The sequence below is a fragment of the Knoellia locipacati genome (assembly GCF_044791685.1).
In the GTDB taxonomy this organism is placed as follows: Bacteria; Actinomycetota; Actinomycetes; order Actinomycetales; family Dermatophilaceae; genus Knoellia; species Knoellia locipacati_A.
This window is the reverse complement of the sequence record NZ_CP087730.1, coordinates 2,341,059-2,363,871: the sequence shown is the minus strand read 5'-3', so window position 1 is coordinate 2,363,871 and position 22,813 is coordinate 2,341,059. Positions and strand designations below refer to the sequence as shown.

General features: G+C 63.9%; 20 protein-coding genes and 1 pseudogene. 11 read left to right on the top strand and 10 right to left on the bottom strand.

What is annotated here, in order from left to right; all coding sequences use genetic code 11:
- The first annotated feature begins 27 nt into the window (after nucleotides 1-27).
- Nucleotides 28-654: a nucleotidyltransferase domain-containing protein gene (locus LL946_RS10890; protein ID WP_404380532.1), complete on the top strand. Its 627-nt coding sequence runs from the start codon at nucleotides 28-30 to the stop codon at nucleotides 652-654.
- The gene (locus LL946_RS10885) at nucleotides 651-1,055 is read left to right on the top strand and encodes a hypothetical protein (RefSeq protein WP_404380530.1); all 405 of its coding nucleotides are present in this window, start codon (nucleotides 651-653) and stop codon (nucleotides 1,053-1,055) included. Before LL946_RS10890 ends, LL946_RS10885 begins: the two co-directional genes overlap by 4 nt.
- A 548-nt stretch (nucleotides 1,056-1,603) precedes the next feature.
- Here the strand turns inward: LL946_RS10885 and LL946_RS10880 are convergent.
- The 3 genes from LL946_RS10880 to LL946_RS10870 all read right to left on the bottom strand — a co-directional run bounded on the left by LL946_RS10880 (nucleotide 1,604) and on the right by LL946_RS10870 (nucleotide 4,109).
- Nucleotides 1,604-2,032 carry a hypothetical protein gene (locus LL946_RS10880; RefSeq protein WP_404380528.1) on the bottom strand — a complete coding sequence of 143 codons (429 nt, stop codon included), beginning with the start codon at nucleotides 2,030-2,032 and terminating at the stop codon, nucleotides 1,604-1,606.
- Entirely contained in the window at nucleotides 2,029-2,985 is a 957-nt protein-coding gene (locus LL946_RS10875; RefSeq protein WP_404380526.1) for a hypothetical protein, read from the bottom strand. The genes LL946_RS10880 and LL946_RS10875 overlap by 4 nt, the downstream gene beginning before the upstream one ends.
- A 371-nt stretch (nucleotides 2,986-3,356) precedes the next feature.
- Nucleotides 3,357-4,109, bottom strand: coding sequence for a hypothetical protein (locus LL946_RS10870; protein ID WP_404380524.1), 753 nt, complete (start codon nucleotides 4,107-4,109; stop codon nucleotides 3,357-3,359).
- Between the two features lie 16 nt (nucleotides 4,110-4,125).
- Between LL946_RS10870 and LL946_RS10865 the strand changes: the two genes are divergently transcribed.
- The 4 genes from LL946_RS10865 to LL946_RS10850 all read left to right on the top strand — a co-directional run bounded on the left by LL946_RS10865 (nucleotide 4,126) and on the right by LL946_RS10850 (nucleotide 8,668).
- Nucleotides 4,126-5,037, top strand: coding sequence for a hypothetical protein (locus tag LL946_RS10865; RefSeq protein ID WP_404380522.1), 912 nt, complete (start codon nucleotides 4,126-4,128; stop codon nucleotides 5,035-5,037).
- A 354-nt stretch (nucleotides 5,038-5,391) separates the two neighbouring features.
- Complete coding sequence (locus LL946_RS10860) at nucleotides 5,392-5,871, top strand: hypothetical protein (RefSeq protein ID WP_404380520.1); 480 nt, start codon at nucleotides 5,392-5,394, stop codon at nucleotides 5,869-5,871.
- Between the two features lie 558 nt (nucleotides 5,872-6,429).
- On the top strand, nucleotides 6,430-7,218 hold the full coding sequence (locus LL946_RS10855) for a hypothetical protein (protein ID WP_404380518.1): 789 nt from the start codon (nucleotides 6,430-6,432) through the stop codon (nucleotides 7,216-7,218).
- Nucleotides 7,219-7,528: 310 nt separating this feature from the next.
- Entirely contained in the window at nucleotides 7,529-8,668 is a 1,140-nt protein-coding gene (locus LL946_RS10850; protein ID WP_404380516.1) for a hypothetical protein, read from the top strand.
- A gap of 344 nt (nucleotides 8,669-9,012) precedes the next feature.
- Here LL946_RS10850 and LL946_RS10845 read toward each other — a convergent pair whose 3' ends face one another.
- Nucleotides 9,013-9,603 (bottom strand): hypothetical protein, encoded by a 591-nt coding sequence (locus tag LL946_RS10845; protein ID WP_404380514.1) that lies wholly within the window; start codon nucleotides 9,601-9,603, stop codon nucleotides 9,013-9,015.
- Between the two features lie 640 nt (nucleotides 9,604-10,243).
- Entirely contained in the window at nucleotides 10,244-10,444 is a 201-nt protein-coding gene (locus LL946_RS10840; protein WP_404380512.1) for a hypothetical protein, read from the bottom strand.
- Between the two features lie 425 nt (nucleotides 10,445-10,869).
- On the opposite strand from LL946_RS10840, the gene LL946_RS10835 reads away from it, so the two are divergent.
- From LL946_RS10835 to LL946_RS10825, 3 genes are all read left to right on the top strand, one after another.
- The gene (locus tag LL946_RS10835; protein WP_404380510.1) at nucleotides 10,870-11,682 is read left to right on the top strand and encodes a hypothetical protein; all 813 of its coding nucleotides are present in this window, start codon (nucleotides 10,870-10,872) and stop codon (nucleotides 11,680-11,682) included.
- A 190-nt stretch (nucleotides 11,683-11,872) separates the two neighbouring features.
- On the top strand, nucleotides 11,873-12,568 hold the full coding sequence (locus tag LL946_RS10830) for a hypothetical protein (RefSeq protein WP_404380508.1): 696 nt from the start codon (nucleotides 11,873-11,875) through the stop codon (nucleotides 12,566-12,568).
- 619 nt (nucleotides 12,569-13,187) lie between these two features.
- Nucleotides 13,188-14,639: a hypothetical protein gene (locus LL946_RS10825; protein WP_404380506.1), complete on the top strand. Its 1,452-nt coding sequence runs from the start codon at nucleotides 13,188-13,190 to the stop codon at nucleotides 14,637-14,639.
- On the opposite strand, the gene LL946_RS10820 is transcribed toward LL946_RS10825, so the two are convergent.
- Entirely contained in the window at nucleotides 14,552-15,214 is a 663-nt protein-coding gene (locus tag LL946_RS10820) for a hypothetical protein (RefSeq protein ID WP_404380504.1), read from the bottom strand. The genes LL946_RS10825 and LL946_RS10820 overlap by 88 nt on opposite strands.
- A gap of 1,138 nt (nucleotides 15,215-16,352) precedes the next feature.
- On the opposite strand from LL946_RS10820, the gene LL946_RS10815 reads away from it, so the two are divergent.
- Nucleotides 16,353-17,066, top strand: coding sequence for a hypothetical protein (locus LL946_RS10815; RefSeq protein ID WP_404380502.1), 714 nt, complete (start codon nucleotides 16,353-16,355; stop codon nucleotides 17,064-17,066).
- Nucleotides 17,067-17,099: 33 nt separating this feature from the next.
- On the opposite strand, the gene LL946_RS10810 is transcribed toward LL946_RS10815, so the two are convergent.
- Nucleotides 17,100-18,200: a hypothetical protein gene (locus LL946_RS10810; protein WP_404380500.1), complete on the bottom strand. Its 1,101-nt coding sequence runs from the start codon at nucleotides 18,198-18,200 to the stop codon at nucleotides 17,100-17,102.
- Nucleotides 18,197-19,996 (bottom strand): translation initiation factor IF-2 N-terminal domain-containing protein, encoded by a 1,800-nt coding sequence (locus LL946_RS10805; protein ID WP_404380498.1) that lies wholly within the window; start codon nucleotides 19,994-19,996, stop codon nucleotides 18,197-18,199. Before LL946_RS10805 ends, LL946_RS10810 begins: the two co-directional genes overlap by 4 nt.
- A 340-nt stretch (nucleotides 19,997-20,336) precedes the next feature.
- Between LL946_RS10805 and LL946_RS10800 the strand changes: the two are divergent.
- A pseudogene (locus LL946_RS10800) lies at nucleotides 20,337-21,557 on the top strand (transposase).
- A 474-nt stretch (nucleotides 21,558-22,031) separates the two neighbouring features.
- On the opposite strand, the gene LL946_RS10795 reads toward LL946_RS10800, so the two are convergent.
- Both LL946_RS10795 and LL946_RS10790 read right to left on the bottom strand, forming a co-directional pair.
- Entirely contained in the window at nucleotides 22,032-22,484 is a 453-nt protein-coding gene (locus tag LL946_RS10795) for a hypothetical protein (RefSeq protein ID WP_404386961.1), read from the bottom strand.
- A gap of 179 nt (nucleotides 22,485-22,663) precedes the next feature.
- Nucleotides 22,664-22,798, bottom strand: coding sequence for a hypothetical protein (locus tag LL946_RS10790; protein ID WP_404380496.1), 135 nt, complete (start codon nucleotides 22,796-22,798; stop codon nucleotides 22,664-22,666).
- Nucleotides 22,799-22,813: the final 15 nt, after the last annotated feature.

Sequence of the window (22,813 nt, the reverse complement as noted above, 5' to 3'; positions counted from 1 at the left end):
TGCCAACAATAGTTGGATGATGGATTTGTGGACCTGTCCTTCCCGCTCACGACCATCGCGCCCACCCTCGATGCTGGGGTGCTGCAGGTGCTCGCAGCCACGACCGCGGGATGCACTGCAGCAGAGGTGCACCGTCGTCTTGCGCGGGGCAGCGACGAGGGGGTCCGCCGCGTGCTGACCCGCTTGGTCAGGCAGGGAGTGGTGCTCGTCGAGACGCCTGCTCGCTACCCCGTCTATAACCTGAACCGTGAGCACCTGGCCGTTCCCCACATCGAGCGGCTGACCAGGGTGCGAGGGGAGCTTCTCGATCGCATCAGCAGCGAAGTGGCCGACTGGGCGGTCGAGCCGATCCACGTCGGCATGTTCGGTTCCTTCGCAAGGGGCAGCGCCGACTCGGACAGCGACATCGATGTGCTGCTTGTTCGCCCGGAGCCCTTGGCCCAGATCGACGAGGGCGCCTGGCTGGATCAACTCGACCGTCTCGACCGCCACATCAGAGCCTGGACCGGCAACGCCGCCCAGATCATCGACCTCACGCCAGCCACCTTGGGGCAGATGGCTCGGGACGCCGATCCCTTGGTCGACTCATGGCGTGCCGACGACATCCCGGTGCACGGCGAACGCCTCTTGGACCTGCTCCGGAGGCTGCGGTGACTCCTCGCCACTCCGGTCGCGTCGTCACCTGCGCCCCAGCCGAATGCCGAGCACGTCGTGATCAGGCGCGAGCCTTTCTGGACGTCGCCGAACTTGTGCTCACCGAAGACCGCCGTGAGGCCCACGTCGCAGCAGCCCTGGCCGTCTTGGCTGGCATCGCCGCGACCGATGCCATCTGCGGACTCAGCCTCGGCAAATGGAGCCGGGGCCAGGATCACGGACAGGCTGTGATCATGCTCGGCGAGGTTGCACTGCGCGACACGACCCTGCCCACCAAACTCAGGCGCTTGCTCGCGGACAAAGACGCTGCGCACTACTCCTCGACCCTCATCACCGTCGAGAGGGCCAAAACCATGGTGCGCCAGGCTGCCGCACTGCTGGCCGAGGCAGACGCACTGTGACCCCGGCGTTCGCCCGCCCCAGTTAGGCCACAGTCAGTTCGCCTACCGCCGGGACCGGCGCGCTCGGGATGGTCGACTCGCGGCGGTAGGACGCACTTGATGGCTCCACGGAGAAGACGGGCCCGTGGGCCGGGCACCGTTGCCGAGAGGCCGGGCCAAGCGCCGATGCGACTTGAACCCGATGGCTCCGAGCGCCGTTCATTCGGATACTCGTGCGTCTCCGGAATGGGGTCAGGTTTGGCGAGAGGTAGCGACATCGAGCAGTGCTGCGCCCCGTTGGTCAAGCGCACGTTGCCGAATCAGCAGAGCCAATTGGTCCCCCTGCTTCTGCAACCATCTGCCCCTGTCGAGCCATTGAGGCATCCACCTCGTAGCCGTGGGCGGAACACTCCCTGTTGCCTGCTCGTGGGCGAGAACATCGGGGCATTGCGTCCGCTCAGGACGGCTGCTCCCCGCAGAAGTTCGGTTCCAAAGGGAGCGATCACGAGTCAACGACGTACAGATGCATACGTCCTTGCTTGTCGCAGAAGGGCGCAAGCTGGACGGCGTCAGACTTCCCACTCCGCGGTGGGGTCATCTAACTTCTGACGCAGGGCCACTGGGTCGTGCAGGTCTGCGAAGGGGCTCTTCAGGGCGAGGGTAGTGATGCTGGAGAGAATCAACCCGACAGCCTCGAGGTTGTTGGCGAGGGCGTCGTCCAGGCGCGCGAAGAGCACTTCGAAGTTCTTCTGGCGCTCGTCGAACGTCTTGTCGAGGTGGGTGAGGAACAGGTCGCGCCGGGCGTGGATTTCGGCGATTTTGACCTTGGTGTCGGCCTTGATCTGGACCCTCTTGGTGGTCTCCTCCTCGTGGACGTTGATCCACTCCGCGGTGAGTTTGACGATCTCGTCCAGCACGGTCGCCGCAGACAAAGGACCGGCGACGTTGCCGACGATCTTCCCGGCGATGGGGAGGCTGGTCAGGGCCTTGGTGTTCATGCGGCGTTCCTCTCGATGATTGTGAGCGACTCCTGGGTGAGGGTTCCGTTCTCGTCCAGGAGCGGGGCGGACAGGACCAGGCCGATCTCGGCCATGAGCAGGGCGGTCTGCTGGAAGTGCTCGAGGTCGCGGTCGGGGTCGAAGTCGAGCTTCAAGAGCTCCTTGAGCGAAGACTTGGCACGCTCGTCCAGTTGGTCGAGCACCGACCGGAGTTCGTCGGAGCGCCGACGCAGGCGCTTCATGAGGTCGACCTGGAGGTCCATCTCGGCTTGCGCCTTCTTCACATCGGCCTCGTACTGCTTGGCCTGGGTGAGGGCCTTTTCACCCTGGATGGCGAGTGTGATGCCCCCGATCAGCAGAGCGGGCGCGATTGCGAAGCCTGTGAGCATCATCCCCCCGGCCGCCATGCCACCGCCGCCTGCTGCGAGTGTGCCGCCACCGAGCCAAGCCAGGGTTGCGCTCTCGGCAGCCGCGCCGGACAGCGTGGATATGGCGGCACCCGTACCGGCCGCCGCAAGAGCGCGCACGCCGCTCAGCGCCGCCTGTTGGGCCACCACCGCCGAAACAGCGGCGCCGACCCCGCCCTGGAGGAGCTTGCCCTGGTTGACCAGATTGCGCAGGGCCGGAAGGTCAAGTCTGGCGACCTGGAGCCCGTCCACCACAGTCCGGTCCAGCCTCTTGATCTTCCGCTCGTTCGCCTCCAGCCACGAGACCCACCCTGCGAGGGTCGTGGTCTGCACCTCGATCTGGCGCCGGCCGTAGGAGGCGAGGTGGTCACCGGTCTTCTTCTCATGCTTGGCGTGCCCGGCCAGCGCCGCTTCGTAGCGCTCCCTCGAGCGACCGGCGACCTTCTTGGCCTCGGCCATGTCGATTGCGCCGATGGCGCCGGCAGTGGCCCCGCCTCCGCCGGCGGCGATGAGCGCGATGGCGCCTAGGATGAGAGGAAGTGGCATGCGAACCCTTGCGGTCAAGGCAGCGAGTGCTGCCAGCACAATGATCCGCATCGCGCTGGTCCCAGGACCGGTCTATCTACGCGGGGGTGTGGCAAGAACAATTACGCGGGGGTGTGTAGCAGCGTTTGCAACTCGGCACGAGTTGCGACACCACTGCCGCCCAAGGCCCAAAAGCGCGATCTGTCAGACTCCTCCGCTTCAGTCGCTTGTCGGGGGAGATGACCCCGGTGGAGTCGCCGGGGGGCCTCGTCGACGGACGGGTTGTCGCTTGTCCACCAGTCATGGCTCGCGCCGCGTCCAAGCAGAACCTCGCGTGGCGCACGGGGCCGATGTCGAGTGGTGATGAGGAACCAGCCCAGATCCCCTGTCGTTCAGGACCACGCGGCTGGCGGCTCACCTATCAGTTCAGGCAATCCCAACGCCTCCTGCGCCGAGGCGCAAAGCACCAGGCCGCTGAGGCTCGTAACCACCGGCCCCACCCGGACCAAGAATGCGGTGGGGAGGTTGCCCTGCGCGGCCGGTGGCCATGGGGACCATGGGGTCCGCATGGAAGCCGTGGAGCGGCGGGCAACAGTCTGGAGTCGCTCCCGGTCGAACCATCCCGGTCCAGGGCGCAGGCCTTCGGGGATCGCGGAGCCCGGAATCTCACCGAACCCGGATCGGCTCGTCAGGTCAAGGATGCGGTCGGTGCCTCGTGCGACGCCGCCCCTGTCACACTTCGCGCAGACCGGCAAGAAGAAGCCTGCCAAGCCGATCCATCGCGTCGAGGGCTCTTGGGCCACCAGCCCCAGATAAAGCCCATCGACCTCCTCGCCAGCCCTCTCGACGCTTGCCACGATCGCATACACGAGGTCGGCGTCGACCAGCCCGGTCTCAACCGAAGCTCGCCCCGCCTGGGGGTGTGGGAGCAGCAGCGAGGTCAGCCCGTGCCCATCGTCGAGGGCTTGGTCCACCGCTTCGAGCCAAGTGGACGCCGCGCTCCACGCGTCCTCGACCTCCTCGTCGACCTGCTCGTGGCTGCTTGGGTCGTCGGGATCCGGGCTCGGCACAAACGCCCACGTCTGGCAGTCGCGGTCCGGCGGGCAATGCCGAGGAGCGGGGGCGCGTGACGCGGGCGTGCTCATACAGGAAGATTGCCATGTGCGATCCAAGCCGAGCGACGCTGACCTGGAGTTGATCGCGCGCCTGGCGGCCGAAGCGGACATCAGCGTCAGCCCCACGCAATTGGAGCGCTGGCGTACAAGGGGCCTTCTGCCCCGCGCCAAGGTCATTCGTGACGGCTTCGGAGGAACTCGCGTCCTGACGCACAACGACGAAGTGTTGGAAGCTGCCGCACTGCTGGGGCAGGTCTCGCGCCGAAGTAGCCCCTGGCAGTACTGCGCCCTCGTCCTATTCGACGAAGGCTGCTCCCTCTCCCCGGAGGCACTGCGGGAGACCGCGACCTTCTTGATCCAGCGTCAGCTGAACCCCATGCGCAGGGCCTGGGCCCGTGCCGAGCGCGAAGCCAGCCCGTCAAACGATCCAGACGAGGAGCTCGCCGAGATTGGGGAGCGGGCGGCTGCCTTGCTGCCGAGAACCGTGTGGAAGCTCGTGCGCGACGAGGTGGGCTTGGCCCACTCGCACGCCACAGCTTCCGAGGTGCGCGAGTATCTTGACCGTGCGATGACCTGGCGCCTGGTCGACCTGAACGTCCCCGGCAGGATGACCGACGCGCAGCGCAACCTCGCCCGCCACGGCATTGAGGAACCTATGCCGGTGATCGGCGGACCCGGGGTCTTCCCGCTCCCCAGCGAACGCCTCGCCGTCGCCAAGACCTTGAGCTGGGCCGAGGCCGACACCTACCGTGAGTTGGCCTATCTAGAACTCGAGGACAACCCAAACCTGGCAGCGCTAGGTGGGCCATTCGTCTTGATGACCTGGATCGTCACCGCCGAGCGCCGCAACGCCCGGCCAGATGCCCTTGATGTCCCTTTGTCGCAGGACCATTTGGAGCAGAATCGTTTGCTGCTTGAGAAGCTGCAGTCCGAGCGGGCGGCAACGCCGGACCCGTAAGTAGGGCCGCTGTCAGGCAGTTGTGCAATGTCAAGCACTGCGGCGCCTTGACCGGCGAGTCTCGAGACGTGGTTGGTCATGATCGCCCGCAGACACACACCTCGTCAATCGCGGCGGTGTGACGCACCTCTATCCGTCCCCTAATGCCGGAAAGGGACGAGCCGGCGCGGCGGTGCCCGATGGGTGGTCTGGCATGTCTGCTGGCGAACGAGGCGAGCGAGGCCGTCCCAGCCACGGCGGCTTCCCGCCGCCTAATGTCCGGACGGTCAGTCAGTGGAGCACCCTACGAGCGGCCCGGGAACGTCGCGACCTCGATATCCCTGCACCGAACGCTGTCAGTCGTAACCTTGGACAATGGCTGCCGATGGGGGTGAACTCGACCCGCGTTCAGTCGCGAGTTTGCCTGAGGTTGAGGCGGCTCTCTTTCGAGCGATCGAGGACCAGCGAGCCCGCAGAGCGTCCCTCGATTCGAAGGCCGGCCTGGTGTTGGGCTCCGCGGGCGTGGTGGTTGGCCTGCGCGCCAACGACGTGAGTTGGCTCGGACTGTTCTCCGCTCTTGTCGCTACTGTGAGCGGTGCCTGCGCTGTTTGGGCGTTGTGGCCTGCTGTGGGTCAGACCATCGACCCAGCAGTGCTCCGCCGCAAGTACATTCATCGGGATCCGAGCCGCACTCGGCTGGTAATCATCGACTCTCACCTGCTCACGCTTGCCAGCGGCGAGCAGCGCATGAGCCAGAAGACGAAGCGGTTCCGGACTGCGGCTGTTCTCTTGGCCGCGTCAATCGTGGTGAGCGTCCTAGGCTTGCTCTCCTCAACTCTCATGGGCAAGGGGTGAACTCGTCGATGTCCAAACCCGAGCCAGGTCCTCCCCCGTTCGATCCGGATCCCGAGTTGATCCACGATGTCGAGGGGGACAGCGCCATGCTGGAAGAGACTCGCACCAAGGCACGCGAGCTGCGTGAGGACTCAGAGGAAGAAGGGAACGCAGATGCCTGAAGAGGAGACTGATCAGGAGCAGGGCCCGCCACAGCCCCCGGAACCGGCCACCGACCACGAGTTGATCATCGAGGTGTTTGAGGGCAGCCAGCCATTTCCTGAAGAGGGACACGACCAGGAAGGTGCCCAAAGGCATTGAGGCTCGCCACATCGGCGAGCTGCCGCGCTCGGCGTCGTGAGTCGTCGGATGTGCCGCTGTTCGGAAGCGCCGGCTCGCGGCGGTTTGACGCACCTCACGTGGCAACTCGGTTGTCGTACTCGCCTTATTCGTGCGTAAGCATGCCGTGTCAACAGCACCACGCGTCTCGGCTGACCGGTCATATCGCGTTCCATCAGCTGACCATGCCTCGCGGGGCGCGGTCTGGTCAGTCGTGCCGATCAGGTGCAGTCTTGTGTGATGTCGAAGATGTGGCCTGCGCGTGGTTTCGCAATGCTCGCCGCAGCCTTCTGGGTGATCTTCTTCTTTGGTTACGTCGATCTGCTAGTACCTATCCTCCGTCAGCCCGGTTTCGACTCGAGCTACCTCCTTGAGACCGGTTGGGGAGCCATGTTCGTGTTCCTCGTCGGAGCTCCGGTCGTGTCTGCGGCTTTCGCACCCGAACGGATGGCTCCCCAGATAGAGGTAGCCCTCGTCGGCTTCGCCGTAGGCACCATCGCTGTCGTCGTCCCGGAATGGCGTCAGCTGTTGCCTGCCGCTGGACTGCTTCTCACGTCTTTCGTTCTGGCTCTGCTATCCGGCCACACCGGTATCGGGCTCAGGCCCAGAGCGGCCATGACCGCCGTCGGATCCGGCGCGCTGAACCGAGTAACTCTGCTTCTCACGGTCGCCGCCTCTATCCCTCTAACCCTTTATGCGGCTGACATGGTGGCTGGGCGGCGTGAGGGACGTCCACCCACCGACGACATCACGATCGGTCTGGATCACTGGCCGATGCAAGCGGCCTTGGCCGTGGCCATTGTGCTGACAACTGGCTTGGCCTCAACCAACATCTCTGGTTGGCCGGTCCCATCATGGACCTCTGCCGTGACGGTGATGTGGATGGGGGGATTTTCGGTCGGCTACCCCACGCACGCCGGAAGCTTCGGGACCGTCGGCGGTTGGGCCGCGATCGGCTGGGCTTGTGCCCTTGCGGCAACTACTGTTCTCCGCCATCGCTCCCCTGAACATGCGTCGGGCAGCAGCTAGCCCCCCCACCGTGCCCCGGGCTGCGGGGAACGCCTGACGCAGCCCAGCCAGGCCCGGAGGATCCGTTTGCCAATCGCTCTTGCTCCTGCGTTCCGACTACGACTGCAACGACTTGCTCGACGTGGCGAGCAGCCGAAGTGCGACGAAGGTCAGTCACGTCCACTCGGCGGCGAAGTGACGCACGGGATCTCTCAAATCCATAGCGTGTCTTGGCCCGCGAATCGGGCTGAGGCGCTTAGCAGCTCTCACTACGAAGCCTCGCTTGCGTGGACAAGCGAGCACATGATCGACGAAGTGTCACCATGGACAAGTGCTTCGCATTTCCGATCCCCTACCACTGGACGCCGCCACCCTCGTCGACATCATCACCGAGGGTCACCGGCTAAACGCGGGTCGTTGGCCCGTCTGGCAATACGTCCAGCACCAGATGGACCAAGCTGGCTACGACGCCGCGCAGGCGCTGGAGGACCTACCTCGTTGGACTCACCAGTACGGGCCGACATGGAGCGACTCCGGCCACGGGATCGAACCCGGTCCGGGGGACCGCATCGCGGTGACCGTTGGCGGACTCGGTCACGCATCCGGCCATTGGGCCGGGGGGTTCTGTCGTGCCTTCCTCGCGGCCATGCACTTGGCCGCTGTCAGGCAGCGAGAGGTCCAACCGCATCCGGACCGCGCTGAGAACCTCGTTCTTCAGGGCGCTCCCCTCGTAAGAGCCGTCAACATGCGAGCGTCCACTTCTCTATCCGATGATCAGCTTTTGGGGATTCTGAAGCGGGAACCGATTACTGCCGGTGGTATTCAGACCAACACGGACAGCGTTACGTGGTCGTGGGACGTGACACGACTCCGCACACATGCGTTCCGTGAGGCCACCGATATCCAGGACCTCCTGGCGGCGCTCGACGAGGCGCTCGGAACACGGTCGACCGTCCACATCGATAGCAGTCCGGTCCCTCACGCTGCCCTTACGGACGCCTTCGATCACCTGGACCTTGCGTGGAGGAGCATCTATAGCGAGAAACTGCTGCAAGTCAATCGCCTGGGAGTCATCGCCAGCATGATCGACAGCGTCGACAGTCGAGAGACGTTCGACTCCCGCTGCACCGCTTTGACCGACGTCCTCTCCACCATGAGAGTTCCGGCGCGAGCAGACGCACCACAGGCTGGAACCCTTCACCGCCTGCGACTATCTCTGACTGACTCCCTGAAGGATGATCAGCATCCGGCGATCAGAGCAATCGGGACACTTCAGCACGTGGTCGCCGTTCGGAACGCCGCGGGCCATCCGAGCAGTGCACACAAACAGGAGCCGGCGTTCGTTGCATTGGACCTCGACCATGTTCGCGGCGACTGGGAGAAGTCTTGGAACATCGTCGTCCGGCGCACGGTCGAGGCTTTGCGCGAGATCCGGAATGGCGTACTTCAGCAAGAAGCACAATTGCCCTGACATTCGGCCACAGGGCCCACCCGCCGCGCGTCCATGTCCCCGTTCGAAAGCCACTCGAGCGCAAGCGACCAGGCGCCGGCACACCACATCCGAGAGAGCTCGTTTAGGTCGTACAGCGCCTCCTTGAAGGTCTTGCCGGTGGCGACGGCGCGCAGGAAGAAGGCCAGGCCGGGGCGTCATGACGCAGCCGGACGATCGCGGCGATAGGACGCAGGTGCGTTGACCAACATGCTGAAACTTCCGATCCAATCGCACCGGCGTGTCACCTTCGCCGCAGGGCCTGAGAGCGCATCGCCCGTTTCACGGGCCATTTGGCTGCGACCCGAGGTGCGCGTGGGCGCTACCTACGGCTCCTCGCGTACCCACTCTTCGACGCCGAAGTCGCGCTCCAGGCCGTGGTAATCCAGCTCTTCCGGCGACTGAAGCCGCAGCCCACATAGGGGGCAGTCGACGCGGTCTAGGAAGTGCCTCATGTACCGAGAGGTTTCGTCGTATTCCGAATCCTCGTCCTCTTCGTAGTCGTCGTAGAACCACGCGAGGTGGCCGCCCGTTGGGCAGAGTCCGAGGTAACCGTCGTCCCCACCCGAGGGAGCTGACGCGGTCGTCATGGCCAGGAGCTGCTCGGGCGGAATTCGGCTCCAAAGCGCATCCCATCTTCGAGCAGCCGCCCACTCTCCAATGAGGACGTGGAGATCCCTCTTGGCGAGAACCGCCATCAATTCCTTACTTCGGACATCCTCAGGGCTCAAATCCACCAGCGGGAGGGCAGCTAGGAGCGCCTCCATCGGTTCCGAGATCGACAACCAGCCTGCGGTTGCCTGTGGACCACCGAGCAGGAGCCGTAGCACGCGAGCCATGGCGCCAATAGAACTGACTGTCATGCCCACGTCCGCGTAGGCGAGGTGGAGAGCGCTGTTTCGACCGTTCCGCAGCACGGCTGCTTCTCTAGAAGGAAAGGCCTTTGCGTCCAACGCGAGTGCATTCTTGAGTGCCTCGCCGATCTGGACGGTCTGGACGTCCCCGAGGTCACGATATTGACTCGACCGACCCCATCAAGGAAAGCAGCGAAGTCCTCCTTCTTGCCATCCTGTTGCTTGGCGAGCTTGGATGGGTGGTCGAGCAACCGTGTCTTGGCCAAGTGCTCGATTGCCTGCCCGGCACCGATGCAGGCGCCCACGTAGTCGTCCTCATCGAAGGCCATCAAGGCAGACCGCGCCCAATCGACAGCCGAGGCCGGAAGGGTCCTTGCCAAGGCGTCCTTCGCGATCCACGCCCGAAGATCGGCAACCGCGTGCACCGCCCGCTTGGGATCACTTGGTTCCGCCACGCCCTCAATGCTGGTGTAACGGGAGCCACAAGTCGAGTGAGCCGGCGCGCCCCTGTGCCACCAACCGATGTAGCTCCACTACGGGCCTCCCGGGCAGCGGGTTTCCGACTACATGGCCAGCGGGCAGCCGATCGCCTCCGAGTGAGCGGAATGCGGCGCTGAGACGCACCGGGGAGGCTACGGGCGGGCGTTCCTCCAGACCATCAGCCAGCTTGGCCCGAGACTGGCCTACGGACGGCGCGATGCTGTCAGCTACTGGCAGTGATCCACCACAATCCATCGCGTTTGACGAGCGTCGTGTCACCGTCGTGCGAGGGTTGGCCACCGAAGGAAACGGCCTGCTCGGGGATCTTGACCATGTCGGCTGAGGTGTCCACGTCAGCCATGGCAATCTCAACGTCGGTCATCTTCGCGCGTGTCTCGGGCGGATACTCCTTGGCCATGGCCACCTCGCAACCGGAGCCGAAGGTCGCCAACCCTCTTCTTGGCCTGCTCGTCGACAAACCTGCAGGCGTTGGCGAAATTGCCTTCGCTGATCGCCAGGTAAGCCGCCTTCAATGTTCGTCAGGTGACTTCTGGTCGCCTGACGAGCAGCCCGGAAGTACCAGGGCGATTGTCATTGCTCCTACAAGCGCTGGCCCTGCTCTTCTCCCCATAGAGGAATGCTGGGCATGGACGGCGCATGCCGGCCCAACAAGCGATCCGGCACCGACCTTTGGCTCCTCACGGAGTGCCTACGTCTACTCTGACGGCCATGGGGGATCATCATCGAGAATCGGCGCAACCTTCTGATGTGGAGCGTCTGTATTCGGCTGCTTCGCACCACACCCGTTGCGCCAACGACAAGGTCCGGTCGTCCGATCGACACCTTCGTATGGATGCGGCTGTCCACGCAGGTGCCGCTGTGGAGCTGATGGCGAAGGCGATCTTGGTTCAGGTGGATCCTCGGCTGCTGTTCGATGATCGAGATGGGCACCACGTCCTGATTGACCTACTCGTCGAGCGAGGTGTCGCCACGGCGCAGCCCCACTCGTACCGAGGCAAGAAGACAGTTGGGGCTGCGAAAGCGGTAATCCTGTCTGCCCGAGTCTGCGAGCAGGTACGTCCCCATGTAGGCGCAGCGCAGCAGGCCTTGGAGGCCCGTAACGATGCCGCCCACGCAGCCGCGATTAACGATTCCAGAGTCACTGACCAAGTCACCGCCGGCATCGACTTCGTCTTAGCCGGAGTCGACAGCTTCGTTCGAGACCGCGCAGCCTTCCTAGGTGCGGAGGTCGCTGAGCAGGTCGAACGAGAGGTTGCTCAGCGCAACGCGGCCCTGTCCTCGGCTGCCCAGCGGAAGGTCAAACGCGCCCGGGAACGGTACGAGGCCCTCGTCGCTCGACTCCCGGATGGGGGGTCCTCGGAGGTTCTCACCGAGCTCGGCAATCGCACTCCCCACGCCGGCGACGTCACCGAGAACTACGACTGCCCCGCTTGTGGAAATAGTGGCTGGCTCATTTGGGACGTTGAGATCGACTTCGAGTACGAGGGGCCAGACGAGTACAGCAACAACGCATATTTGCTCTTCCTCGGTTTCGAGTGCTTCTTCTGCAGCCTGCAGCTGAACCATGTTGAGAGCGATGCCATAGGCATCAATCCTCGAGGCGAAGAGGCTCACGTCGACGGCGCGTCACCTCCGCCTTAGGGACTCCCATAGCAAGACGGTCAACAGCGCGCCGAGTGGCCCAGACTGGTCTGGGGACTCGCGGCGAAGAGACGCAGCCCATCCTTCCTGCCATGGCGACGCCCTGACGGCCAGAGTGGGTTGACACTTGACTGCAGTGGGCCCCTACATCGCGCGGATTCTTCCGCCCGCCCTCGGTAGCGTCTGGTTCATGGGCTGGCGTCTCCACCTCCAAGCAGACCCGTACACGACGAAACTGCTGGAGAAGCAGTACAGAGGCCAAACCCAGCTCATGCTGGGACACGAGGCCGACGGGACGCTTTACGCCTCCGGCACCCGTTTCGCGGACTGCCAGAACGCCCAGACTGCCTTAGCCGAGGCGCGCAAGGTCGCTTCCGAATTGACCGCCATGGCGCGAGTCCTGGACCCATCCGCCAGTGCAGTGGTGTCCATGGATCGGGTACGAGACGACACCCGGGCAGACGGGTTCGCCACCGTGTTCTCCCAGCGATCCATCCGCTGGCGCACCGGGGTGGAACCTGCCAGCCAGCCACCATCTTCGGTGGGCGACATCTCACGGCTTGCCGACCGGGACCCTGACTACGCTGCGGCGTTGGCGCTTTTCGGGAAGCCCGGGGAGCCAGATGCGGTTCTGCTGTACAAGGTGTTCGAGTTCCTCAAGCGGAGTGCAGGGGGCTCGGAAAAGGCCTTCCTGCAGCGCTCCGGCTGGAGCAAGCAAGAGCTCAGAACCTTGACGGGATCGCTCAATCACCCCGACGTGCTCGGGGCCGGCGCTCGACACGCTGTGCTGCCCGGAGGGACTCCACGGCACTCGTGGACTCTCGCTCAATGCGCACAGCGCCTTGCTGAGTTGATACGCCGGTGGCCCAGTGAGTCAGCGACCTAACTGCTGCCGTTCAGGCGCGACCCGGCACCTCCTACCTTGGACACAAAGGCCTTGGAAAGCACCAACTTTGGGCTGTCGCACGCGGCGGTGTGACGCGGGTCGTCGAGATGGCCCGCCGCGCTCGCCCCATTAGCCCAGTCCTGCTTCGTACCCCGAGCAAGCTTCAGCGCCTGCGCAAAGCCCCTTGACGAGTAGCCAAGGTGGCATGAACCTTTGTGCATGTCTGCAATCCAGGGTCAGTGCCGAATCTGTGGCGCCTTCACTAGGCTCGATGGGTCGAACCGACTACTGCCCCACCGCTCGAGCATTAGCGACATACCGTGCCGAGGTCGCAATCCCAAACAGGGCGGCGACTACGCGGTGGGGTTTGACAGCGAACCTCGATGGGTGATGCAAGGCGGACTCCCCACGCTCGGCAAGGGCAGCCGCTGACCGCCTTCGCCCTGCGCCACCACGCGGCGGTAAGACGCAGTCGGTCTCTAATCCCCGCAACGGCAACATTGGCGCTGCCTAGTCTTCGCGCGGGTCCGGGTGCACACATGACCGATTGCTCCCTCGTCGATCTTCGGGTTGTGAGACCCTCGAAGCCGTTCGTTTTTGACGGAGACCTGGGGGAAAGATGGGTGACTTCGAGTTGTCCGGGGCGCACCCGCTCAGCCGGATTCTCGCGATCAAGCTTGACTACGCCGCCGCGACCGCGACGTTCGTGCGAGACGACTTGATGGTGGCCACTGCCCCGCTGTCTCGACCCGAGGGGGCTGGTGTCGCCGTGGCGAGCTCCACGTTTTTTCCTCAACAGTCACGGATGGAATTCGTCGCCTCCGGTCACACGCTGACCATGAAGCTGGGTACCACGCAAGACAGGTGCGAACTTCCAACGGTGTACTTGGATCAGCGGGACTGGATCGATTTCGCCCGTTGGGAGAAGGATCCGCAGCCTTTGGCTCCTGCCAAGCGCGAGTTCTTCGAGCTGCTGGCGTCGGCCGCTAATGAAGAACGGGTAGTGATCCCGCTGTCAGGCGCTCACCTGAAGGAAACCTCGAAACGAGGAGGTGCCTCACGTATCCAACTCGCGGCCACCATGCTGCGCTACTCGCGGGGCTGGCAGATGCGCTCAGTCTTGGCTCTACGGCGAGCGGAACTTCGCGCGCTCTTTGGGGGGGCTCCGCTGACCATCAGCGACGTTGCGACACTCGCCCCGCGGGCGGTCTTCGATATGGAGCGCGCAAAGCCTGTCGCGCCCGACCTCGGCCCGGAGATCTCCGGGCTGATCGAGCGGCAGGTGTGGGCCACTGTCCTAACCGATCTGCTGATCGACTCGGACCCGATGCCAGACGACGGCAAAGAGGTCGTCGAGAAGTGGTCTCAGTCGTTCCTTCCCCTCGCCACGGCTATTCCCGGCAACGGCAAGGCCAAGGCGCGCATCCGTGACCTCACGAGAACCCGCTTCATCTCGGATCTCGGCACCGATCTCCCGGCCAGCGCCAAGGAAGCAGGCTTGACCCCCGAGGAGTTCGGGACGTGGCTGGGCGATCGATCTGAGGAAGATCTTGCACTGACACCCGGTTTGGGTCGGATGCGTGAGGTTCTCCATCTGCGGATCGCTAACGCGACCGAGAAGTGGGAGGCCAACGACCTCAACGACTGGCTCCATCTGAGCTACGCCGCTGCCTACTGCGACCTCGTGCTCGGTGAGAAGAAGACAATCAACTACTTGCGACGGGTCAATCCGAAGGTTCCTGCCGGCGCGAAGCTCCACTACCGCGCGGAGGACGCCCTAATCGATCTGAAGCACCTGCTCGAGGCTGGTGTTTCGTTAGTCACGTGCTGGTGTGAACATCACGGTTCGACGCACTTGCAGTTGCGGCTCACGGCAGGACCGCACACGCGGCGGTGTGACGCGAGGGCCCGGCGCCATGAGAGATGTGGCGAACCTCGAAATGACCTAGCGTTCAGGGTGGATCGGATCCTGGTTAGCAACCGTCAGCGGCTGCCAGCCTCGACGGCCACGGCCAGGATGCGAAACTCTCCGGTGCGTCCATTATCGATTCTCGAGTATGGCAGCCAGTGAAGGCCGTATTGCCCTCGAAGGTTCAGAGGGGACGTCCGGCCTCGTGTGGTGCCAGCACCGGCCCTCTGATCCCATTGGCGTATTCCGTGAACGCGACTTCCCTCATGGATGCGAAAGGCTTCGGCGATGGTGGCGCGCATGCCGATGGGTTCGCGCCAGTGCAAGGAGTCATTAGTCAGGCAGAGTAGTAGCCCGTTGCTGAAGGGGCGGCCGTCAACGAAGCGCTCAAGGCGTTCGATGTCCTTGATGACGTCGTATCGGACGATGTCGTGTGCTCCCGTGTTGGGAAGGTCGAATTGCTCAGAGGACACCAGTCCCGACCATGCTGCCTTGAGATACTTCAACTCAATGAACGTGGCCATGCCAAGATCGGGCCTCACCAGCATCACGTCGACTGATTCGCGGATCCCCGCGTCCGGTCGGAACTCGAGACGGACCTGGAGCTGAGGGTCTAGAAGGTGAGCTTGCCAGGCAAGATGATGTTGGAAATCGGCCTCGGAGTGAAACACCGCCCGAGTCGACTTCATTGCTGCCAGCAGATCGTCGATGGCGATCGATCCTGCGAGACGATGCATAGGCACAATGAGAGCACAGCTGCGACCGGCTGACAGGCGGCGTAGTGACGCATCTGGGAGTCGCGCTGGACTGAGGTGTAGCCAGGTGTGGTGCCCCCCTGCGCTCGTGGCACCTCGGTCACCTACTCGCGTGACCTTCGGCGTGCCTCGTCTATGAGGTTTCGTAAGTCGCTCACTGCTTCGTACAACACGTCGAGAACCTGGCGCCCCTGAAAGTAGCCGTCAACGAAATGCCACTCGATCCAACTCACTGTGTCCCCAGCACTAACGCGGTGCCCGCGCCAAAGCCCCGCTGGAGTGTTCGTCTGCGTGTGCCAGCGCGAGGCCTGATTGGACTCAAGCCGCTTCAATTGCGCGTGCCGGAGCTGCGTCAGGGCCTCGCGTTCCGTTGTCCGCTGCCCAGCCCACCACACCCCAAGATCGCCACCCCTCGGGATGACTGCATCAAGTTGGCGACGCACCCCGGCCAAGAGTTCCAGCACATATGGAAGCCGATCTGTGAATGCCTCCTCGGTGTCTTGGTGACGGACGAGGTCGTCCGTCATCCTCGTAGCACGCGCGAGGGCTTTCTCCGCCCCATCGAAGGAGTCAGACACGGAATTGACAGTAGTGGGCGCGAGCAGTAGATCCGAGGCGGCGACATGACGCTCGTGCGCACTGCCCGCTGACCGGGCGCCTCCTGTCGTCACTGACCGGACGGTGCCCCTAATGTCGAAGCAAATCGGGTGGCTGACAGCACTGGGCTGGGCGAAGATCGTTGCGCTGGATGTCTTCGGGGGGTCTGATCAGGAGTGCCCCAAGCTGTGCCTGATCGGCGCCATCCCAGTCGCCAGTCACGTTGTAGCAGTCGGGCTGGTGGTAGACGCTTCTCCCTCCCTTGACTTGTACGTAAGAGCCGGAGGGGACGTCGACTGCGCGCAGACCTGTGCGGTACGACCTGGCCGGCGGGTGGCACAGGGCGCAGAACTGAAGTTCGTGGGTCGCGCATGGCGTTGCAGGATCGGTGCTTGCCTCCATCGATCCAGAATAGGAGCGGCGCCCGCCGGGTGAAGCCGGCGGCCTGAACCTTGTGCGGGACTGGGTGGTAACCCACTGGAGGGTTCGGGCGGCTGTCAGCGGTGGTGCGTACGTTGGTTCCATGTTCGGAACGCCCGCGTTCGAGAAGCTACTGAGGGACGCATCGAAGGAGCTCTACGCGGACAACCGCCTCACGATGCGATCCGGGCAACTCCTGGCGACGCAAAACCAAGTGGATGTCGGCGATGTCGAGTTGTTCTTCCGCGGGGTGCGGGCCGGACTCGTAGAGGTGAAGCCCGACGGGCGCTTCAACACTCTCGACCGCCCAACGCCTCAGGGGCATTGGGCGCTGCTCTCCCGTTCAGCGGAAGGCGGGTGGTTCAACGCCGAGTACCTGCCACAGATCGCGGCATACGTCGACGCGATCCTCGACCTTGGCTATCCGCACGAGCGGGTGCTCTTTGAGTTGCCGACCAAGTCGCTACAACTCGACCTGGCCATTTTGGATGACGATGGGGCCGTGAAGGTGCTTGGCGAAGCCAAGCGATCGACACCGGCTCTGTCGGTCCTCAAGCTTGGGGCGGTTGAACGATTTGGCCGCGAGTCCCCAACCGTTGAGTCGAAGCGGCGCGGAGACGAGCAGCGCCAGCTCGCTTGGCGGCTCTGGACAGTCAGTCCAGAGTTCACTTGGCTCATTGGGCCCGGACACCGCGAAGCGTTCCGGACCGAACTTGCACCCTTACGGCTCAGTAGCATGCCGCAGTTGCCACGCGCTCGAGAACTGGACCTTGACCACCAACCCTCTCAGCAACTAGCACCGCCATCCCTCGTGTGACTTTGAGGAACCCGCTCGGCCGCACCCCGTAATCTACTTAGCGAGTTTGATCTCCAGAACGCGGAGCCATTTGACGACATTGGCAGAATCGCCGGGGTGAAGGGTGCGCATGTGTGCCAGCCGATTGCGGATAGGCATGATGTCTCCGGCGAAGTTGCGCCAAAGATAGTCAGGTATTCCTAGGTCGCCAATTTGCGACTTCTGCTTAAGGTCTAGGAGCTCGCCCAAACTCAGCCATTCCAGCGGGTCGCGGATGAGTTTTATCGAGTTCGCCGCCGGGTAGGCTGACTGAGTAGCTCGCTCAAGGACCTTGGCTGACTGGTCCTTGGTGAGGCAGTGCTGACGCCAGGTTGTCCCCCATGCTTCGATAGCCCTTCTTCGTACTGCCCGCCGAACGAGGCGTTCGAGTTGCCACAGACCACGGCTGACGTCACCAAGTTGCTCCTGCGGCAGGACCTGCTCCGCTAGTACGTCCGCTAGAGCCTCCTTGAGGGGGACTAGGTGCGTCGGAAAGTTCCATGTCGAGGTTGTGCCGTGAGCAGTGATCAGGCCGGCGGCCTCGATGGCTTCGATATCACGAGCGGAAAGGATGCCGATTGCGTCACCGCCGGTCAGTAGGCAGTCGAAGATGGCCCGATCCATGGCCGCATTGACTTCTGCACCGAGCTCACTTAGCGCCCCTCGCAACACTTCATCGGGGTCCGCGCCGTCGATTACGCAGGTGGGCCACTCACTTACGTCCTGCGCCTGCACATCAGGACCATGAGCAAAGCTGGCGTCGTCCAGCAGCGAACTCCCGGGAACGGCCGGGAAGGCCGCTCTCGGCGCCCGGGACAGAAGGATGCAGCGGCGGCCTGCTTCAACCCAGGCAAACGCGCGCTCGCGCAGGAGACCCAGCGTGAGATCGCTGCGGCCGTTGACCAGCTGCTCAACCCCGTCAATCACGATCAGTGACTCGGGCGAATCAACTGACAGGTTGGCGACGTCGGCAGCGCTGACGAGCGCGAAGCCCGCCTCTCGCAGCGCTCGCCTAGCCGGTTCGTGCGCCGCGCCAAGTTGAAGAAACAGGAGGCTCCGAACGTGGGACTTCTGTCGAAGGAGCCCGACCCACTCGCTGTAATCGGGCTGGCTCATCGGAGCTCTAGTACGACACTCGGCTGGAAGGCGCCATTCGACTCGTGAATTAGACCTAGGTCCTTTAGCCTTCGGACGGCAACGTGCTCGGTGGCGGCTAGTTCCGCAAAGTCGGCGGGGTCGTCCATTAGCAGTTCTAACATGACCGATTCAGTGGCGTAGTAGCGCTTGACGTGCTGGATCATTTCGTCGATGTTGCCCTGCACCCGACTCTTCCAGTCCGTGATCTCAAAGAGAACCGCGGACCTGCTCATGACCCTCTGGAAATCGTCCTTCGGCAGGTGTCCGACGACGGCAGAACTGAGGTTTCTGTATAGGAAGGCATGCCCGCCCGAAGCCTCGTGGAGGGCTTCCAGCGCACCTGGCTGGATTTGGATTCCCATCTTTGCGCCCACCGTAGTTGCAAGCCCGTCGGCCTCTTCGCGCGTGAAGGGGGAAACGTAAATTGCCTTGGCCCAAGAGAATAAGGGGTTTGGGCGGCCGTACAGTCTGCCGCCTTCGACGATGGCACTCGTGAGGCCCGACAAGACGAACGTGAAGTTATCGCTCTCCTGGACCACGCTGCGGAGCGCCGCCAAGAACTGTGAAATGCGGGGCATGTCACCCTCGGCTATGTCGATGCGGTCTGAGGGCGCCAAATACTCGATCTCATCAAGGAGAAGGAGGATGCGATCACCGTCCCGAGCCAACCGTTTGAGGAGCTTCTGGAGCGCGTTCTTGAGATCCAGGATCGACGGACGATCCGAGAGTTCTGACAGCTCCTGAGTTCGGAGCTTGTGCGTCTTAAGTTCGGCAATAAGCCGCTGGCGAAGCTCGGCAACGATGTCGTCGGTCGGGTCCTCGGGGGGCGAAGGGAAGGTCTCAAGGTCCATAAGAACCGTGACGACCTGATCGTCTCGCAGCTCTTCCTTAAGTTGCATCAGAATGCTCGTCTTACCGGACTTCCTGAGCCCGAACACGCCGCTGACTCGCTGGTTGAACACGTCATCCCGAAGCGACTGAAGGAGAGTGCGCCGACCGAAGAAGTTGGCTCCGTACACCGGGGTGGTCGCGTAGAAGAGGTCTCGCGCGTACACGTAGTCACGGAGCAGGGTAATGAAGGAGAGTTCGTCTACTGGGTCGATCTCAAGCGGGATCGCCAAGCGATTGGGTCTCGACCAGTCGTTCAGTTTGATACGTAAGCGTTCATCTGGAGACCACATGAAGAACGTGTCTGGTGTCACAGACCTCGCCGAGCGGCTCAGCTCTCGGACGGCGACCTCGAAGATGCGGCCTTGAAGGTCTTGGTGCGGGCTGTAGAAGAGCATCACCTCTCGTGTGAAGCCGAAACCTGCCTCGATGGCCCCAGAGAACCGGGCGAGTGCGACGCCACAGCCTGTGAAGCCCCTCTCCTGGCACATCCCGGCGAAGACCACCTGAGAACCGAGTGCCCGGAGGGCATCCAGGTGATCGCGGAAGGCCGGAAAGCGATCTCCGAGGCGCGTGATCCCGGCCTTCAGCTCTGGGTTCTGAGGCAGGGGGATTGCTCCTGCACGCCATCCTCCTAACCGTGAGGCAGGAGTGGGCGGTGAGACCGAAACGGGCCTTCCAGGAGTGTCCAACCGCGGTGACCGGGAGTGAGACGGTGTGGGATCCGGGTTCAGTCCATAGGACTGCCTCACTCGTCGCACCGCCGGGGGCTGGAGCGTCGATGACGCGCTCTTCACGTACTCACCCATGCTGTTCAGCCGCTCGAGAAGGACCTTGGAGGTGACTCCAAGCTCTTTGGCAAGCGCGCTGACTCGCACCTTGGCCATTCATCCTCCGCACTGGGCAATCGTCCGCTCCGGCATGTCATGCGACTGCTTGTTGCACCGTACCCAGCAGTTCCGACTGACGAGGGGAACCCGGCCGAGTGCTCCCTCCCGATGGTCGGGACCCCATGGCTCTATGTGGGCGGAATGGACCACTGAGCAAACGGCCACCGGGGGCACACCCACACCAGCGCGATCCACTCGGGCATCAAGCAACCTTGGCCTGCCCGTTCCGAGGTTGTCCCGGGTCTCGTGGAACTTGAGGTGGCGGTCCCCCGCCTGATGCCTGCCTTGCGGTAGGTGTTGGGCGTCCGCCAAGACGACCCAAAGACAGGGGACCGCTATGACCAAGAAGTACCAGACCAAGACGTCCGACACGAGTGCGCTCGCCGTGCCCGAACACGTGAGCGTGGCGATGGAGGAGATCACGGCCGACATACGCGAGGGGCTGCTGGCCCTCGCGGTCGGCGCAGGGTTGCAGGTGAGGGGCCAGCTGATGGAGGCCGACGTCACCGCGGTGTGTGGGCCGCGTGGCAAGCACTACCCGCACCCTGCGGCGACCCGGCACGGCGCCGAGGCTGGCTCGGTGACCCTGGGCGGCCGGCGGGTGCCGGTGACCCGACCGCGGGTCCGTGCCACCGACGGGTCCGGCGAGGTGCCGGTGCCCGCCTACGAGTTGTTCAACTCCACCGAGCTGCTCGGCAAGATGGCGATGGAGCGGATGCTCGGCGGTCTCGCGGAAGTTCGTGGCGATGACCGAGCACGCGCTGGGCGACCTGCTCGCCGCCGACCTCAGTGAGCTGAACCTGGTCGCGTTGATAATCGACGGGGTCCACTTCGCCGACCACCTGTGTGTGGTCGCCCTCGGTATCGACATCGACGGCACCAAGCATCCCCTCGCGCTGGTCGAGGGATCCACGGAGAACACCACACTGGTCCGTGGCCTGCTGGTCGGGCTGCGCGAGCGAGGCCTCGACGTCACCCGGCCGATCCTGGTCGTGCTGGACGGAGCCAAGGCGTTGGCCGCGGCGATCAACGAGGTCTTCGACGCACCGGTGATCGCTCGGTGTCAGATCCACAAGTTGCGCAACGTTCGTGACCACCTGCCCGAGAAGATGCGCGGCCCGGTGGCGGAGCGGATGCGTGCGGCCTATCACGCCGACTCCGCCCTCGAGGCCCAGGCGCTGCTCGAGGCACTGGCCCGCGAGCTGGACAAGACCCATCCCGGTGCCGCCGGCCGGAAGCCTGCGCGAGGGCCTCGTCGAGACGCTGACCGTGCTTCGCCTCGACCTCCCGCCGACCTTGGCCCGGACGTTGAGATCGACCAACGCGATCGAGTCGATGATCGGGATCTGCCGAGAGCACGCCAAGAACGTCAAGCGCTGGCGAGACGGGCAGATGGCCCCTGCGTTGGTGCGCCGCGGGTATGGTCGAAGCATCGAGCCAGTCCCGGCGCGTGAACGGCCACCTCCACCTCGCCGCTCTCCGTACCGCGTTGGAACGCCAAATCGCCGAGCAGACTGTCGGTGCCGACTGCAACACTCAAGACGTGAGCGCAGCCTGATGCTCACCGGACCGCCACCGAAGTTCCACGGAACTCGGGACAACCTCTCCGAGCCGCCAGCATTCGACCCGAGTGACAGCCTTTGGGAAGGAGAGGAGGGCGCGGCCACTATTGGCGAGCCCGACCAGCGCGGCGACGAGCATGCGCCAGCGGAGAGGCCGGTCACGAACGGTAGGGCGCCCGGGAGTCGCCCGGTGTCGGTTCCTCCCAAGACACTGGCGTCGGCTGGCGCACCGAAGGTGAGGGCGGCCCGGAATGCCGTCACGGTCAGCAGGCCGGCGGTCAACACGGCGACCATTCGGGAACGAACGGGTTAGTCGTTGGTGTGTCTTTGCGTCGTCTGGGTCAGCATCGGGATTGCCTAAAGTCAATGGGAAGTGGGGGTCGGGGACCGGGTCATCTCGGCAAGGCTCCAGGTGGCAGGAGGTCGCTACGCGGTGCCACTGCCCAGAGGCCCATGCACAGGTTCACCGGTCACTGGTGGATCGTCGCTGGGCTCCTGTCCTGGGGGGCGAGGGCGGCCAGGACTGTCACTGTGAGCGCACTGGGGACATCTGACTCTGTGAGGCGGCCGGCCTGGAGTTCAGCGCTGGCTGCGTGTACCAGGGCGATGATGACGGCGCGGTGCCAAGACGCGGGGACGTCGGCTCGGAACACCCCATCACGCTGGCCGCGGGTGATGAGTGGGGTGATCTGGGAGGTGAGAAGGGCGAGCCGGGTGTTGAGCTCCGCGGATGGGAGTTGTGAGTTGAGGGCCACGAGGACGTGGAACCGTCCCAGCGTCTCCCAGGCTGCGGTAAGGACCCTGACGAGCGCTTCGTCGGCAGCTCCTTGTTCTGGGGCTTGCGCAGCCACCTTGCGTGTCACTTCTTCCACGGCACGCTTCGTTACTGCCTCGAGGAGGGCCTCGCGGGTTGGGAAGTGCATGTAAATCGTGGCCCTGACGACCCCTGCCGCACGAGCTATCGCAGCCATGCTGGCGTGCGGGTCAGTTGGTAGGACCTCGATGGCCGCGTCCAGGATTGCTGTGATGCTTCGCTCGGCATCCGATCGGCGGCGGGGGCTTTGGTTCGTTGGCTCGTTCGGCCTTGTTGCCATGGGTCGCCTCAGCCCATGAGGAAGAACATCGCGACGGCCATCGCGAGCAGCATGAGGATGAGCATGGCGAGCCCCATCGGGCTGCGCACAGCCGCGCGAAGATGGGTTGCCACCCGGGCGTGGACGTTAGTGGCGTTGGACATGATGGTTTCCTCTCG

Bases quoted from the DNA above. Each gene is read 5' to 3' on its own strand.
- LL946_RS10870 (WP_404380524.1), bottom strand. From the start codon at position 4,109: ATGAGCACGCCCGCGTCACGCGCCCCCGCTCCTCGGCATTGCCCGCCG.
- LL946_RS10795 (WP_404386961.1), bottom strand. From the start codon at position 22,484: ATGCACTTCCCAACCCGCGAGGCCCTCCTCGAGGCAGTAACGAAGCGT.
- LL946_RS10825 (WP_404380506.1), top strand. From the start codon at position 13,188: ATGGGTGACTTCGAGTTGTCCGGGGCGCACCCGCTCAGCCGGATTCTC.
- LL946_RS10790 (WP_404380496.1), bottom strand. From the start codon at position 22,798: ATGTCCAACGCCACTAACGTCCACGCCCGGGTGGCAACCCATCTTCGC.
- LL946_RS10860 (WP_404380520.1), top strand. From the start codon at position 5,392: ATGGCTGCCGATGGGGGTGAACTCGACCCGCGTTCAGTCGCGAGTTTG.
- LL946_RS10810 (WP_404380500.1), bottom strand. From the start codon at position 18,200: ATGAGCCAGCCCGATTACAGCGAGTGGGTCGGGCTCCTTCGACAGAAG.
- LL946_RS10835 (WP_404380510.1), top strand. From the start codon at position 10,870: ATGGATGCGGCTGTCCACGCAGGTGCCGCTGTGGAGCTGATGGCGAAG.
- LL946_RS10855 (WP_404380518.1), top strand. From the start codon at position 6,430: ATGTCGAAGATGTGGCCTGCGCGTGGTTTCGCAATGCTCGCCGCAGCC.
- LL946_RS10820 (WP_404380504.1), bottom strand. From the start codon at position 15,214: ATGCATCGTCTCGCAGGATCGATCGCCATCGACGATCTGCTGGCAGCA.
- LL946_RS10815 (WP_404380502.1), top strand. From the start codon at position 16,353: ATGTTCGGAACGCCCGCGTTCGAGAAGCTACTGAGGGACGCATCGAAG.
- LL946_RS10805 (WP_404380498.1), bottom strand. From the start codon at position 19,996: ATGGCCAAGGTGCGAGTCAGCGCGCTTGCCAAAGAGCTTGGAGTCACC.
- LL946_RS10830 (WP_404380508.1), top strand. From the start codon at position 11,873: ATGGGCTGGCGTCTCCACCTCCAAGCAGACCCGTACACGACGAAACTG.
- LL946_RS10875 (WP_404380526.1), bottom strand. From the start codon at position 2,985: ATGCCACTTCCTCTCATCCTAGGCGCCATCGCGCTCATCGCCGCCGGC.
- LL946_RS10880 (WP_404380528.1), bottom strand. From the start codon at position 2,032: ATGAACACCAAGGCCCTGACCAGCCTCCCCATCGCCGGGAAGATCGTC.